Raw genomic sequence first — 15,212 nt, 5'->3', positions numbered from 1 at the left:
GGCGGGACCACCGTTTGCTGCGGGCTCAGCCGAAGGCGGGGGCGCCCGGCTGTCCCGTCCCCGCGCCGGGATCCTGCGGGGCCCCGGTGTCCGGGGCGGGCGGCTGCGGGGCCGACTGCGAGTCGGGCGAGCCCGGCGGGTCCTCCGGCGCGGGCTCGGTCCCCGGGTCGTCGGGCGGCGGCTCCGGGGTCGCCGGGTCGTCCGGCGGGGGTTCGGAGGTCGCCGGGTCCTCACCGGGCCGCGACGTCGGGTCGTCCGGCGCGGGCTCCGACGTGGTGTCCCCGGGCGAGGTGGGGCAGGAGTCCGAACCGGGCGGGCAGGGCGACTCGGAGGCGTCCTTCGGCGGATCCGTCTTCTTGTCACCGTCGCCCGTGTCACCGGCCGGCCGCTTGAACCAGTCGCCGTTCTCCGGATCGACCATCACGAACTCCTTCACCGGCTTCTCCGACGGCTCCACCACGACCACGTCGGAAGCCCGGTAGCCCGGCCACGCCTTGCCCGTCTGCCGCGGGTCCTCCTGGGCGACGGGCGGCAGCAGCGGGTTCCCGCACGCACACCGCACCCTGGGCACACCCCGGTCGTCGACGAGGACCGCCGTACCCGCCTGGAGCACCGCCTGATAGGCGTTGGCCTCGCCGTCCCGGTAGCCGTGGTTGGTGACGCGGGTGTCCATGCGCAGCGTCACGGGGGTGAGCCCGCGCAGATACCCGGGAACGGCGGACGGCTCGATGTCCTGGACCGAGGCGAACGCCCGGTTCTTGTCCGGCGCCGCCTGCAACACCTTGACCTGCTGCTCCACATCGCAGCTCGCGATCTTCTGCGTGCCCCCGTACAGCCCCGGGGCCGCGCCGTCCACGCCCCGCGTCACCTGCGCGCCGGTCTTCGACGGGCTCGGAGCGACGGAGGGGCTGGCGGTCCCGGATTCGGGGGCGTCGTCGTTCGCCGTGGACTCCGTGAACGGATCGGGACCGGACTCGCCCGCCGCCTGGAGGAAGACCTCGCCGCTCTCCTTCGACCCGCCGCCGCCCTCGGGCCGGGTCAGCACGACCACCAGCACCACCGCGGCGACCAGAGCCGTCGCGATCGCCGCGATCCGGGGCACCGAACGCCACCAGGGCCGGTCGGGGCGGGGACCGGGGGCGGCACCCGAACCGCCGCCCCCACCGCCGGGCCCGTCACCGGAAGCACCGGAGCCGCCCCCATCGCCTCCGCCACCCGAGCCGCCCGAGCCGCCGGGGCCGTTCGGCCCACCGTGGTCGCCGCCGCTGGGCGGACCGGGCGGCGGGCCCGAAACGGTCGGAGGGGGCTGGGTGGGGCCGGACTCCGAGGGCCCCGAGAGCGGGCCGGACGGCGGTCCTGTGGGGCGGCCGGATGGCGGTGGCTGGACACTCACGGGCTCTGCTCCCCGTAGTCGGTACCGCCCCGGAGGTCCCTGCCCGACCCCGGTTCCGTACCGGCGCCAGGAAGTGACAATCCAGGGCATTTCGCACCATTGTCTGCTCGGTCCCGGCGGTCCCCGCAAGCGGAGGAGCGAACCGTTTCCTCGGGGAGCGAAGCGTTCGGTCCCTGCTTAGCGTGAGGTCGTGAACGTCCGGGCGAGCAACGACGAGAACAGCGCACGCACTCCGCACGGCTGGCGCGACGCGCTCCTGGCGGTCCTCACCGGTGTGCTGGCCATGGTGGTGACCGCGGCGCTCGGCCTGTGGGCCGCAGGAGCGGCCGGGCTGCCCGGCGGTGCCTTCCCGGCCGTCGTCGCCGCGGTGGTGGTGATGGCGGCGGGCGGCTCGGTCGGGCTGTCCGGAGACGCCGGTTCGCTCGTGGGGACGCAGGCCGACCTCTCGGTCCTGCCGCTCTCGGTCACCCTCGTGGGCGCGCTCCTCGTCGCCCGCGGCTTCCTCCGCCCGCTGCACCACCGGGCCGTCGCCGGGGGCCGAGAACTGGCCGGCTGGGCGGGCCGCGTCGCCGCCCTGTGGATCGTCGCGCTGATCGTCCTCTCGCTGATCGCCCGGCACACCTTCACCCTCTCGGCCGAGGACCTCACCGGCAGCGAAGCCGGGGACCTCCTCGGCAGTGACCCGAAGATCGGATTCCGGGCGGAGATCCCCCTCACCCTGGTCTTCGGGCTGCTCTGGCTGGCCGGAGTCCTCGTGCTGGCCCTCGTCGTCTCGCGCCGCGCCCCGCTCCCCGCCCGGCTGCTGCGTTTCCAGGAAGCGGTGCGCCCGGCGGCGTACGCCATGGTCGTGCTGCTCCTCGCCTGCGTCGCGCTCGGTGTCCTCGCCGGAATCATCGTGATGATCACGCGCGGCCACCCCGCCGAAACCGCCGCGGTGCTCCTCCTCGGCCTGCCCAACCTGGTCTGGCTCGCGCTCACCCTCGGCCTCGGCGCGTCCTGGGAGGGCAAGGTCGAAGGCCCCTTCGGGCTGCCCATGCCCCAGGTGCTCGACACCGTCCTGCGCACCCCCGACCTCTCCACCCTGAACCTGAGCACCCTCGCCGAACAGGACGGGCGCGTCCGCTGGCTCGTGGTCGTCGTCGCCGTCCTGGTGCTGGCCGCCGCGTTCCTCATGGCGGCGAGGTCGCCCGCCCGGACGCGCCTGTGGCAGCACGCGGTCCACATGGCGGTGGCGCTCACCCTGACCGTGCTGTTCATCTGCCTCACCGCCCGGATCTCCGCCCACTACGGGCTCTCCCTCCTGGGCCTCGGGGACCTGGGCGGGGGACTCGGCGGTGAGGTGTCGCTGCGCGCGAAACTGTGGACGGCGCTCGGGTTCGCGGTGCTGTGGGGCCTGGTCACCGGCTTCCTCGGCGGTCTGGCGGCCACCCGGGTGCACCGACGCGGCGAGGTCGTGGACCCGGGGACGGGCTCGGGTTCCGGCCCCGGCTCCGCCTCCGACGCCTGAACGGCCGTCGCTCCCGCGCTCAGCCACTCCCCGGGAACACCGGGGCGGCCCAGCGCGGCGGGGCGGGCGGCGGCTCGGGGCCGGCCGACCAGGAACCGGCCGGTGCGTCCACCCGGGTCGGCGGATGCTCACCGGGACCGATGCCCGCCGCCGCGGCCCGCAGCGCGGCGACGAACCTGAGGCAGGTCTCGTAGCGGTCCTCCGGCGACTTGGCGAGCGCCTTCGCCAGTACGCCGTCGACGGCGGCGGGCAGCGCGGGCCGCAGCCCGCTCGGCGGGGTGGGCGGGTCGTACTGGTGGGCCCACAGCAGCGCCATGTCGTCGTCCCGCTGGAAGGGCGGCGCCCCGGTCAGGGTCTCCTGGACGACGCAGGCGAGGCTGTACACATCGCACCGCCCGTCCACCGGCCGCCCGGAGATCTGCTCCGGCGCCACGTAGTCGAGGGTGCCGACGAACTGGCCGACCGTGGTGAACCCGGTCAGCGAAAGCGACTTCTTCGTCAGCCCGAAGTCCGTCAGGTACACGTGCTCCGGATGGTCGCTGTCGGTGCCCGCCGCGACCAGGATGTTGCCGGGCTTCACGTCCCGATGCACCAGGTCGTGGTCGTGGGCGGCGTCGAGCGCGGACGCGACCTGGGCGGCGATCCGGACGGCGGCCGTCAGATCCAGCGGCCCGCGCCGGTCGATCAGGACGCGCAGATCCGCGCCCGCGACGAACCGCATGGCGATGTAGAGCAGCCCCTCCGTCTCGCCCGCCTCGAACACCGGCACGATATGGGGGTGGTCGATCGCGGCCGCCACCCGTGACTCGTGCGTGAACCGCTGCCGGAAGGTGTCGTTGCGGGCCAGCTCGGGGGCGAGCAGCTTCAGCGCGACGATCCGGTCGAGCCGCAGATCCTTGGCGCGGTAGACGACCGCCATGCCGCCGCGCCCGATCTCGGCTTCCACGAGATAGCTCGCGATCCGCTTGCCGACGAGATCGTCCTCTCGCCCGGTGGGCACCCCGGCGTCGTGCGACGGGGGAGGCGGCGGGGCCATGGCCTGTCACCGCCCGCCCGTCGAACCGTCCGACGCCCCGCCGCCGGACGGTTCATCGGGCCCGGCGACGGTGATCGCCCGGGTGGGCTCGGGGGCGACGAGGCGGGTGGGTTCCTGCGCATCCGGTGGTACGAAGCGGGTGGGCTCGGGCTCGTCGGAGGCGACGAGGCGGGTCGGCTCGGGTCCGTCCTGCGCTGCGACGGGCATACGGTCCGCTTCGGCCGGCGTCACCACGCGGGTCGGCTCCGGCCCTGCGGGCGGTGCGAGGGGGGTGGGTTCCGGTTCGTCGGCGGTGTGGACGCGTGTGGGCTCCGGCCCCTCGGGCGGCGCCACACGAGTGGGTTCCGGGCCCTCGTGCGGAACCACGCGGGTCGGCTCGGGCCCTTCCGGCGGAACAAAGCGGGTCGGTCCGGGTCCGTCGGGAGGGACCACCCGCGTCGGCTCGGGCCCTTCCGGAGGGACCACCCGCGTCGGCTCGGGCCCTTCCGGAGGGACCACCCGCGTCGGTTCCGGCCCTTCCGGAGGGACCACCCGCGTCGGCTCCGGCCCCTCACCGCCCGCTACCCGAAAGGGCTCCGGCGTCTCCGCCTCCCCGGAGGCGGACGCCGGTGCCGCCGCTCCCGGGCCCGCCTCCGCCGCGTACGTGCTCAGCCGGGCCCCGTCGCAGAACACCCACCGCTCGTGCTCGGCGTCGTACAGCCACACCGACTCCCCGTCCACCACCATCCCGACCCGCAGCCCCCGCGTCCGCTGCCGGAAGCCCTCCCCGTCGCTGCGCCCCTCGGCCAGGTCCTGGGCCGCCCGGCGGTACCGGCTCAGCGACTCCTCCGCCCTGGCCAGCAGCGGTCGCGGGTCCGCGGTGCGTGCCATCGGCGCCCCGGGGGCCGGAGGCGTCCGCGGTACGGAGACGAGGAGGCGGCCGTCGACCCAGGCCGACCAGCCGTTGGAGCAGGCGACGTACGCCCAGTCCCCGCGCCGGTCCCGCAGCTCCACCGGCAGCAGCGCGTCCAGCGGATCGGTGGGGCGGGCGACGTCGGGGGACTCCCACGCGGGCAGCCCGTCCGGCGGGACGACGTGCGTGGGGCGGAATTCCGGGGTCGGGGTCGCCATGGAACCAGCTCACTTCCGCATGACCGCGGGCTCGTGCCGCCTCAGCAGTTTCGCGACCACGTATCCGAAGACGAGCGAGAGGACGACCATCATGCCCATGTTGAGCAGCCAGATCCCCGCCGAGTGGTCGAAGAGCGGATCGGAGGTCAGCTCGCCCGGCACGATCCGTGCCAGATCGATCGTCCCGGCCATCGCGCCGAGCGCCCACCGCGACGGCACCAGCCAGGACAGCTGCTCCACACCCGGGACACCGTGCAGCTTGAGCAGCGCGCCGCAGAAGACGACCTGGACGATCGCGAGGAGGACGAGCAACGGCATCGTCACCTCCTCCTTGCGCACCAGCGCGGAGACCAGCAGGCCGAGCATCATCGCGGTGAAGGACAGCAGGGCCACGGCCAGCGTGATCTCCACGAGCGGCGGCAGGAACACCCCTTCGCCGCCCGGTGCGCCGAGATCGACGCCCACCAGACCCACCAGGGTCAGCGCCACGGCCTGGAGGACGGTGATGGTGCCGAGCACCACGATCTTCGACATCAGATACGCGGATCTGGACAGGCCGACGGCTCTCTCGCGCTGGTAGATCACCCGTTCCTTGACCAACTCCCTTACTGCGTTGGCCGCCCCGGTCAGCACTCCGCCCACGCACAGGATCAGCAGGGCGTTCATCGCCGTCTCCTGGGTGAGCCGGCTGCCCGCCAGTGCGCGGGCCATGGCGCCCATGACGAAGGGCAGCGCGATCATGATGATCAGGAATGTCCGGTCCGCGCTCAGCGCCGAGGCGTACCGGCGTACGAGCGTGTTCAGCTGCGCACCCCAGTTACGGGTCCTGGGAGGTGGCGCGACCATCGCTCCGGGCGCGGCGGCCGGCAGTTGCGGCTGGGCCGACGCGTTGTCGATGTACTGCCGGCGGAAGGGCGAGCCGGCGTAGGTGGCCGCCCAGTCGCGGTCGCGGTCGTTCTCGAACGCCTCGAACGCCTCCGGCCACTCCTCGAACCCGAAGAAGGCGAGGGCGTCCTCGGGCGGGCCGTAGTAGGCGATGCGTCCGCCGGGCGCGAGGACGAGCAGCCGGTCGCAGACCTCCAGACTCAGCACGCTGTGCGTCACCACGATGACGGTGCGGCCGTCGTCGGCCAGTCCGCGCAGCATGTGCATGACCGAGCGGTCCATGCCGGGGTCGAGCCCCGAGGTCGGCTCGTCCAGGAAGAGCAGCGAAGGCTTCGTCAGCAGCTCCAGGGCCACGCTCACCCGCTTGCGCTGACCGCCCGAGAGCGAGTGGATCGGCTGGTCGGCGCGCTGTTCGAGGCCGAGCTCCTGGATCACCTCGGTGACCCGCGCCTGCCGCTCGGCCTTCGCGGTGTCCTGCGGGAAGCGGAGCTCGGCGGCGTAACCGAGGGCTTTGCGCACGGTCAGCTGCGCGTGCAGGATGTCGTCCTGCGGTACGAGGCCGATGCGCTGGCGCAGTTCGGCGAAGTCCCGGTAGAGGTCACGGCCGTCGTAGAGCACCGTGCCCCGGTCGGCCGGGCGCAGGCCGGTGAGTGCGTTGAGCAGCGTGGACTTGCCCGCACCGCTGGGCCCCACCACGCCGAGCAGGCACTTCTCGCCGACGGGGAAGGAGACCTTGTCCAGCAGCGTCTTGCCGCCCTTGCCCGCGCGGCCGACCGTCACCTCCAGGTCCTGGACGTCCAGCGACACCTCACCGGTGTCCACGAACTCCTGGAGGGAGTCGCCGACCAGGCAGAACGCCGAGTGGCCGATACCGACGATGTCGCCGGGACCGACAGGGCCGCGGGCGACCGGCTGACCGTTGAGGAAGGTTCCGTTGTGGCTGCCGAGGTCGACGATCTCGTAGGTGCCGTCGGCCAGGGCCCGCAGTTCGGCGTGGTGGCGCGAGACGACCAGATCGTCGATGACGAGGTCGTTCCCGGCGTCGCGGCCGATCCGTACGGTCCTGGCGGGCAGCGGGCGCACCGTCGTCGGCTGCCGGAAGGTGCCGGTCGCCGCGGGCATCGACACGGCCGAGGGGCGGTCGGCGGAGGGCGTGGCGGCGGGCGCGGGAGGCTCCCGGCCCAGCAGGACGGCGCGCGGTCCGTCGCTCGGATTGCCGAAGCGGATCTCGCTGCCCGCGCCGACGTCCGAGGCGTGGATGCGCCGGCCGGCGGTGTACGTGCCGTTGGTGCTGTCCTCGTCCTCGATCGTCCAGTGGCCGTCCTCGGGATGCAGGATCGCGTGGTGCCAGGAGACCCGGTCGTCGTCGATGACGATGTCGCTCTCGGGATCGCGCCCGACATGGTAGTCCCGGCTCGGACTCATCACCGTGGAGCCCAGATCGGTCTCCAGAACGAGTTCGGGCGCAGTCGGCGTCGCGGGCCGCTCTCCCATGCCTGAATTCTAACGATACGTACCGATTCGCGCCCGCCGTCGAGGTTTTCGGCGTCCGCCGTGGGTGGCTTTCGGCGCCCGCCGTGGTGCTTCTCGGGGTCCGTCGTCGCGGGGACGCTGCGGCTTTCCGGGCGTGGTCCTCAGCGCGGCACGGTGGCCAGGATGACCTTCCCGCCGCCCACCGTCTCGCGGACCCGTACCTCCTGGGCCAGTCGCTGGACCATCGGCCAGCCGAACCCACCGGTTCGGCCGGTCAGATCGGGCGTCCGGTCCTGCGGGTGCGCCGGGCTCGGGTCCGTGACCCGGACATGGACGCCCCTGCGGTCCGCGGTCAGCCACAGCGCGGTGACGGCCCCGGCGTGCCGGACGGCATTCGTGACCAGCTCCGACACGAGGAGCAGGAGGTTCTGGACCATGTGCGAGGTCGGCGCGGGATGCAGCCGGGAGACGAATGCGCTGACGGCGTCCCGTGCGTCGGCGGCCTTCTCCGGCCGGCAGACGAAATCGGTCCGGGTCTCGCCGTCCGGTGAAAACGTCATCAGAATGCGGTCGTTCATAGCGTCCACCCCGTCGCGTGAGCTTTCTGGCTGGAGTTCGGGTACCCCCGAATCGGCATGTCATGGAAACCGGCGGCAGAAAGCGGGTGCGGTCCACCGATCGGCTCAGTTCTCGCCGCCGAACCGGTCCCGCTGGATCCGGCGTGCGAGGGCGCGGCGCACCGGGGCGGACCCGGTGCCGGCCGCATCCATGGCGGCCGCCTTCGCGGGGACGTCGAGCCCGCGGCTGATCGCGTCGTACGCGCTCCGGTGGCTGCCGGGCAGTTCCGCCCGACGCTCCATCAGGTCCTTCTCGACGAGGCGTCGCAGCGCGTCGACGTTCTGCGGCGTGAACCGCTTCCGGCCTGGGTCGACGACCCCGGCCGGTTCGTGGCCGCGGTCGCATCGTTCCTGGTGTGAGGCCTGCCCCTGCTGCCGGTGGACGACGTTCTCGGCGTCGGACTCGGAGTTGCCGCAAGAGGCGCCCGTAGCGACCCCGGCGCCAGGGAGCGCCGACCGGCCTCATAGGCTGCTCGCAACAGGGGGAACATGCCGCATCGGGCGCATGTACTGTGCGGGCAAGGTGGGGCGACCACGATGAGATGTCGAGTTCCGATGGTGGCCCTGGTGTGCGCCGCGGCGCTGAGCAGCGGGTGTGCTCAGCAGACTCCGGAGAGCAAGGCACGGCCTGCCTCGAACGGAGGCGAAGCCGCCTCTCCGAGCGCCAACTACACGCAGATGGTTCACGCAGCTGTCCAGGAGACTCTGGGAAGCAGTGCCCGAACGGTGATGAAAACCGAGATGGGGACCAGCCCGGGCGAACCCACGTACACGATCACGGCCAAGGGTGCCCACGACTTCGCGCGCAATTCGGGGAACGTCACCGCGAAAGTGGGAGACGTCGCCGAGTTCGACCAGGTCCTCACCGACGACCGGATCTACGTCCGCGGCGGCACCGGCACGGAGACCATGCCCTGGTCGTACACCGATCGCGCCGATGCCAAGGTTCAGCACATGCTTCGTCCTCCCGGGAACGACGCCGCCCACCTTCTTCAGCAGGCCTCCATGAGCTCCGGGTACGAACGGTTCGGCACGGAGAAGGTGGCGGGCGCCGCGACCACCCGGTACAGCGCTCCCCTCAGTCACAAGGCACTCGCTTTCAACATGACGAAGGAGGCACGGGGGAAGTCGGACCAGCTCCGGGACATGATGGGCGGCGAGATTCCCGTGACCACCGATGTGTGGGTCGATGGGGAAGGGCGGGCCGTGCGGGTACGGCTGTCCCTGGACATCCCGGGGTCCGTGTCCTCGACCACCACTCTGACTCTCAGCGACCTCGGGCTGGCGGTCAAAATCACTGTTCCGACTGCCGAGGGATCCGAGGAGTCGGAACAGTTCTCCGGATGACGTCCCCTTTACGAGTTCGGTCGCGCGAGGCGCAGTTGCCCGGCTCGTCAGAAAGAGAAGGCGGACAGGAGGATCCACGCCAGGCGTGCAGTAGTCCGCTTCTGCTCAACTTCATTTCATCTCGTTTCGCGCTGTTCCGCCCCTCTGTGCGCGTATCGCCGTGCGTACACGCCGCCGTCGCCGCAGACGGCACGAAGAAGACACTTGAGCAGTCGCCGCGCATTCCTCCGCCCACCCCCGCGACAGACTGACGACTGACGTCACAGAGGGCCGCGGAGGCGGGCCGGGGCGTTCAAGAACCCTGGCCCGCCGCCTTCCGGCATTGCCCGTAGTCGTGAGTGACCTTCCGGAGCCGTCCGGCTGTCCCGAACTCCTCTTCGCCGAACCGCTCGTCCCCTCCCTCGACTGCTACGGCCACAGCCCCCAGGACCTCCTCCCCGGCCGGTTCGTGGCCGAGGTCGCATCGTTCCTGGTGTGAGGCCTCTGGTTTCTATCGTTGAAAATTTCGCGTGCACGACCGTTGTGCAGTGTTTGGTGTTGTGGCTCAATGTTCGACTATGTGCAGTGCCTCGCAGGTTGGAGGCACCCCCGGCTCTTCGACGAGGACGACGCCTTGAGACGACAACACCCGCGCCCCCGTGCCCTGTTCAGGGCCCTGACCTGCGCTGCGGCGCTGCTCATACCGGTCGGTGCCACCCTGGTCCCGACGGCGGCCGCCGCACCCGCCGTGCCGGCCGAAGCCAGCGCGAAGGCCTTCACGGCCGAGGATCCGGTCACCGATGTCCACGGGCTGAAGGGCGAGTACTTCAGCATGTCCGCCCCAGGCGCCCGCGACTTCGCCGAACTCGGCGCCACCACCCTTGACCCCGACATCAACTTCCCCGGCCTCACCGGTACGTTCGAGTCGGCGACCGGGAAAACCGAGCACACGACGGCCCGGTGGACCGGGCAGATCGAGGCCCCCGAGGCCGGCGACTACGTCTTCTCCGCCATCGGCGACAACGGATTCCGGCTCTTCCTCGACGGCAACGTTGTCATCGACCACTGGGAGCCGGACTGGGACAAGGAGCAGCGCAGCGAGCCGATCTCCCTGAAGGCAGGGGAGAAGCACGACTTCAAGCTGGAGATGTTCCAGGACACCGGCGGCGCCAGCATGTTCCTGCGCTGGGAGGCCGACGGTCTGAAGAAGCAGATCGTCCCCGAGTCCGCGTTCACCCCGCCCGCCGACTTCGAGGTCTACCCGGTCGCCCTGAGCGTCGCGCGGAACGGCGAGCGCCTCCAGGCCACCTTCCGGGACCGGGTCGCGGACTGGCGGAAGGTGAAGGAACACCTCAAGATCGAGGTCGACACCTCCCCGATGCCGGTGAAGTCGGTGAACCGGGCGTCGGACAACCCCAGGGCGCTGGTCATCGATCTCGCCGCACCTGTTCAGAAGGACCAGCGCGTCAAGGTCGCCTACGACGGCAAGGGCGGTCTGAAGTCCGGGTCGGAGACCGTGCCGGAGATCGGGCGCACCGCGAAGAACCTCTCCACGCACCGCCTCACCACCCCCTGGGGCGACAAGCTCGACAAGAACCACCCGCTGCCCGAGTACCCCCGGCCGCAGCAGGTCCGCGACCAGTGGAAGAACCTCAACGGCCCCTGGGAGTTCGCCGGGGCCACCGAGGGCGAGCGGCCGGTCTTCGGCAAGAAGCTCGACGAGAAGATCATCGTGCCGTTCCCGGTCGAGTCCCAGCTCTCCGGCCTGGAGCGCGACGAGGACCACATGTTCTACCGCAAGCTCGTCACCGTGCCGAAGAACTGGTCGATCGCCAAGGGCGGCAAGGGTACGTCCGGCAAGGGCGCGTCCGCCAAGGGCAAGCGGCTGAAGCTCAACTTCGACGCCGTCGACTACCGGTCCACCGTGTGGGTCAACGGCACCAAGGTCGCCGAACACACAGGCGGCTACACCGGATTCACCGCCGACATCACCGACGCGCTGAAGGGCAACGGCCCCCAGGAGATCGTCGTCGCGGTCACCGACAAGACGGGCCCGAACCAGCCCAAGGGCAAGCAGTCCACCAACCCCGGTGGCATCGTCTACACCCCGACCTCCGGCATCTGGCAGACCGTGTGGATGGAGCCGGTCGCCCCCGCCGCCATCGACTCCCTCACCACGACCCCGGACATCGACACCGGCCGCCTCGCGGTCACCGTCAACTCCGCGAAGGCGTCCGCCGACGCCCGGATCACCGCCGTGGCCCGCGACCGCAAGGGCAAGGTCGTCGGCACGGTCAGCGGCCCCGCCAACCGCAAGCTCAGCCTCCAGCTCAAGAACCAGCACCTCTGGTCGCCCGACGACCCCTACCTGTACGACCTGGACGTCTCCCTCACCGACGGCCGTTCCAAGGACCGCGTCGAAAGCTACTTCGGCATGCGGCAGTTGAAGGTCGACAAGGTCGGCGGCTACCAGAAGCTCGTCCTCAACGGGAAGCCGTTCTTCTCCCTCGCCATGCTCGACCAGGGCTTCTGGCCCGACGGTCTGTACACCCAGCCCAGCGACGCCGCCCTCACCTTCGACCTGAAGGCCCAGAAGGACCTCGGCTTCAACGCCGTACGCAAGCACATCAAGGTCGAGTCGCCGCGCTGGTACTACCACGCCGACCGGCTCGGACTGCTCGTGTGGCAGGACTTCGTCAACGCCGACATCGACAACGACGCCGGCAAGAACGCCTTCCTGACCCAGGGCAAGGAGTTGATGAAGCAGTTCCACAACCACCCCTCGATCAGCGGCTGGATCGTCTTCAACGAGGGCTGGGGCGAGTGGGACCGCACGGAGACCGGCAAGATCGCCGAGGACGTCAAGGCGCTGGACCCGTCCCGCGTGGTCAACGCACACAGCGGCGTCAACTGCTGCGCCTCCAAGGGTGATTCCGGCAAGGGCGAGATCATCGACCACCACGACTACGTGAACAACGACCCGGCCTTCCCGGACGAGCACCGCGCCGCGATGGACGGCGAGCACGGCGGCTTCACGCTGCGGACGCCCGGTCACATGTGGCCCGGCGCCCCGGCCAACATCTACTCCGGCGTGGCGGACAAGGCCGCCCTCACCGCGAAGTACGTCGACAACACCCGTACGTACTACCTCGCGGCCGCCGGGGCCGAACTGTCCGGCTCCGTCTACACCCAGGTCAGCGACCTGGAGAACGAGCTCAACGGCCTCTGGACGTACGACCGCCGCGAGATCAAGGTCGACCCGAAGAAGGTCCGGGAGATCAACCGCCAGGTGATCGCCGCCGGGGCCAACGCCGGTGAGCGCGACGAGCTGAAGGGCGGCGGTTCCTGGTCGCTCGACGAGAACAAGGGCACGACCGCCCGCGACAGCGGTCCCAACAAGGCCCATCTGACCCTGGAGGGCGGCTCGTCCTGGGCCCCGGGCGTCACGGGCTCGGCGCTGAAGTTCGACGGCGAGGGGCAGTACGCGCAGAGCGCCGGTCCGGTCGTGGACACCACCAAGGACTACACCGTCTCCGCGTGGGCCTCGCTCGACGCCGTACCCGGCAACTACGCCACCGTCGTCAGCCAGGACGGCCGGCGCACCGAGAACCCCTTCTACCTCCAGTACGGCCAGGGGGCGTTCGCCTTCTCCACCCCGGGCGGCAAGCGAGCCCGCCTGGAGATCACCCCGGAGACCGGGAAGTGGTACCACCTGGTCGGGGTCCGCAAGGGTGACGAGATCACGCTGTACGTCGACGGGAAGGCCGCCGCCACCACCGAGGCCGGCCCGGCCGACGTGAGCACCGGCCCCCTCTCCGTCGGCCGGGCCCAGTACGACGGCGCCGAGGCCGACTTCTGGAACGGCTCCGTCGATCAGGTCGAGGTGTACGACAAGGCCCTGACCGCCGAGGAGGTGTCCGCGCTGCACGGCCGTCAGAAGCCGTAACCCGCAAGGACCGGGGCCCCCTTCCGGTGCGTCTGGAGCCTCCGGGCGCGCCGGAAGGGGAGCGGACCCCGCAATGGCGTGAATGGTTCTCCAACTCGCGGACCATTCACGTCTTTTGCTGTCATTCCCGAGACGTAGAGGAGTTGGGCCCCCGGGAGGGATACGCAGACATGCGCACGTCCGACAAGATCCTCCTGTCCGAGCATGTGACCGGAAGGATCGATATCGTGCGCAGACGACGTCTCGCGCCCCTGGTGGCCGTGAGCGCCCTGGCGACGCTGGCCCCGGCGCTCGCCGCCTCGACGGCCACCGCGGCCCCGGCTGCCGCCCCCTCGGCCGGGACCGCCTCGGCCGTCTCCTCACCCGCCGCCAAGAGCGCGCTCGACCGGTACGCGAAGCAGAAGCCCACGTGGAAGCGGTGCGACGCCGACACCTCGGCGGCGTACCAGTGCGCCACCGTCAAGGTCCCGCTGGACTACCGGAAGCCCGGCGGCAAACGGATCGACCTGGCGATATCCCGGATCAAGACCGCCGACCCCGGCAAGCGGCGCGGCATCCTGCTCTCCAACCCCGGCGGCCCCGGCGGCGAGGGGCTGTGGATGCCGCTGATGATGAAGGAGGAGCTGCCCAAGTCCGTACTGAAGAGCTACGACCTGGTCGGCTTCGACCCGCGCGGTGTCGGCCGCTCCAGCCCGGTCTCCTGCAACCTGACGCCGAAGCAGGAGAACTGGCTGCGGCCCTACAAGGCCCAGACGTACGCCAAGGACGTCGCCTGGGCGCGCACGGTCGCGGACAAGTGCCGCAAGAAGATGGGGGACCGGCTCCCGCACATCACGACCCGCAACACCGCGCGCGACATGGATCTGGTGCGGGCGATCCTCGGCCAGAAGAAGATCTCCTACGTCGGCTACTCCTACGGCACCTATCTGGGGGCCGTCTACGCCCAGCTCTTCCCGAAGCGCGCCGACCGGTTCGTGCTGGACAGCGCGGTCGACCCGCAGCGCGCCTGGCGCGGGATGATCCAGTGGTGGGCCGAGGGCGCGGAACCCGCGTTCGACCGGTGGACCGAGTGGGCCGCCGCGCGCTCGAAGACGTACGGCCTCGGCAACACCCCGAAGAAGGTCGACCGGACCTTCTGGGATCTCGTCGCGCGGGCCGACAAGGACCCGATCGAGGTGGACGGGCAGCCCACCAACGGCGACGACATCCGCCAGGGGATGCGCGCACTGTCCTTCACCCCGCAGGCCGCCTCCGAGGCGGTCGTGGAGCTGAAGAAGGCCGCGAAGGGCAAGCCCGCCTCCGCGAAGAAGCTCGCCCGGATCACCGAAGCCGATGGCGGCGGGACCCCGGCGCCCGAGTGGGCCGGAAAGGCCGCGCTCGCCGCGGAGACCCCCGCCGACAACATGACGGCCAGCTTCTGGGCCGTGGTGTGCGGCGACAACTCGGCCGTGTGGTCACGGAATCCGGAGACCTACCGGCGGGACGCCATCGAGGACAAGGGCCGCTACCCGCTCTTCGGGGACTTCGCGTCCAGCATCAAGCCCTGTGCCTTCTGGGGGAAGTCCGCCGAGCCGGTGACCGTGGTCAAGAACAAGGTCGGCTCCCTGGTCGTCCAGAACGAGTGGGACTCGCAGACCCCGCTGCCCAGCGGCCGGGCCCTGCACCGGCAGTTGAAGGGGTCGAGGATGGTCACCGTCCTCGGCGGCGAGGGCCACGGTGTCTACCCGAGCGGCAACGCCTGCACGGACGGCGCGGTCAACCGCTACCTGGCCTCCGGCAAGCTGCCCGCGAAGGACGTGACCTGCAAGGCGACCACCGCGTCGAACGCGCAGGCACGACAGAACGAGAAGCCGGACGCGCTCCCCGGGTCCCCGGTCCCGGAACGCGCCCCGAACCGGTTCTGATCCGCTGAGCCCGGC

11 protein-coding genes are annotated in these 15,212 nt (G+C 71.1%); 5 read left to right on the top strand and 6 right to left on the bottom strand.

Annotated elements, in window-relative coordinates; all coding sequences use genetic code 11:
- Positions 1-25: 25 nt before the first annotated feature.
- Complete coding sequence (locus IE140_RS29360) at positions 26-1,393, bottom strand: DUF6777 domain-containing protein (protein WP_229826941.1); 1,368 nt, start codon at positions 1,391-1,393, stop codon at positions 26-28.
- A 190-nt stretch (positions 1,394-1,583) separates the two neighbouring features.
- Here IE140_RS29360 and IE140_RS29355 point away from each other — a divergent pair, with 190 nt between their 5' ends.
- Positions 1,584-2,900, top strand: coding sequence for a streptophobe family protein (locus IE140_RS29355; protein WP_150194191.1), 1,317 nt, complete (start codon positions 1,584-1,586; stop codon positions 2,898-2,900).
- Between the two features lie 19 nt (positions 2,901-2,919).
- Here IE140_RS29355 and IE140_RS29350 read toward each other — a convergent pair whose 3' ends face one another.
- The 5 genes from IE140_RS29350 to IE140_RS29330 all read right to left on the bottom strand — a co-directional run bounded on the left by IE140_RS29350 (position 2,920) and on the right by IE140_RS29330 (position 8,264).
- Positions 2,920-3,936, bottom strand: coding sequence for a serine/threonine-protein kinase (locus tag IE140_RS29350; protein WP_050486906.1), 1,017 nt, complete (start codon positions 3,934-3,936; stop codon positions 2,920-2,922).
- Positions 3,937-3,942: 6 nt separating this feature from the next.
- The gene (locus IE140_RS29345) at positions 3,943-5,046 is read right to left on the bottom strand and encodes a hypothetical protein (protein ID WP_229826940.1); all 1,104 of its coding nucleotides are present in this window, start codon (positions 5,044-5,046) and stop codon (positions 3,943-3,945) included.
- Between the two features lie 9 nt (positions 5,047-5,055).
- Positions 5,056-7,425 carry an FHA domain-containing protein gene (locus IE140_RS29340; protein WP_150194193.1) on the bottom strand — a complete coding sequence of 790 codons (2,370 nt, stop codon included), beginning with the start codon at positions 7,423-7,425 and terminating at the stop codon, positions 5,056-5,058.
- 140 nt (positions 7,426-7,565) lie between these two features.
- Complete coding sequence (locus IE140_RS29335) at positions 7,566-7,982, bottom strand: ATP-binding protein (protein WP_093445541.1); 417 nt, start codon at positions 7,980-7,982, stop codon at positions 7,566-7,568.
- Positions 7,983-8,087: 105 nt separating this feature from the next.
- Positions 8,088-8,264 carry a hypothetical protein gene (locus tag IE140_RS29330; protein ID WP_176741918.1) on the bottom strand — a complete coding sequence of 59 codons (177 nt, stop codon included), beginning with the start codon at positions 8,262-8,264 and terminating at the stop codon, positions 8,088-8,090.
- A 246-nt stretch (positions 8,265-8,510) separates the two neighbouring features.
- On the opposite strand from IE140_RS29330, the gene IE140_RS29325 reads away from it, so the two are divergent.
- From IE140_RS29325 to IE140_RS29310, 4 genes are all read left to right on the top strand, one after another.
- Positions 8,511-9,368 (top strand): SCO4651 family lipoprotein, encoded by an 858-nt coding sequence (locus tag IE140_RS29325; RefSeq protein WP_491590470.1) that lies wholly within the window; start codon positions 8,511-8,513, stop codon positions 9,366-9,368.
- A 334-nt stretch (positions 9,369-9,702) separates the two neighbouring features.
- Complete coding sequence (locus IE140_RS29320) at positions 9,703-9,846, top strand: hypothetical protein (protein ID WP_167533468.1); 144 nt, start codon at positions 9,703-9,705, stop codon at positions 9,844-9,846.
- A gap of 69 nt (positions 9,847-9,915) precedes the next feature.
- A complete protein-coding gene (locus tag IE140_RS29315; protein WP_167533469.1) occupies positions 9,916-13,293 on the top strand; it encodes a LamG-like jellyroll fold domain-containing protein in 3,378 nt (1,125 codons plus the stop codon).
- Positions 13,294-13,463: 170 nt separating this feature from the next.
- The gene (locus IE140_RS29310) at positions 13,464-15,197 is read left to right on the top strand and encodes an alpha/beta hydrolase (protein WP_229826939.1); all 1,734 of its coding nucleotides are present in this window, start codon (positions 13,464-13,466) and stop codon (positions 15,195-15,197) included.
- Positions 15,198-15,212 lie beyond the last annotated feature (15 nt).

Origin of the sequence: Streptomyces parvus, from assembly GCF_014648875.1 — a bacterium.
Lineage (GTDB): Bacteria > Actinomycetota > Actinomycetes > Streptomycetales > Streptomycetaceae > Streptomyces > Streptomyces parvus.
This window is presented reverse-complemented; position numbering and strand designations above follow the sequence as displayed.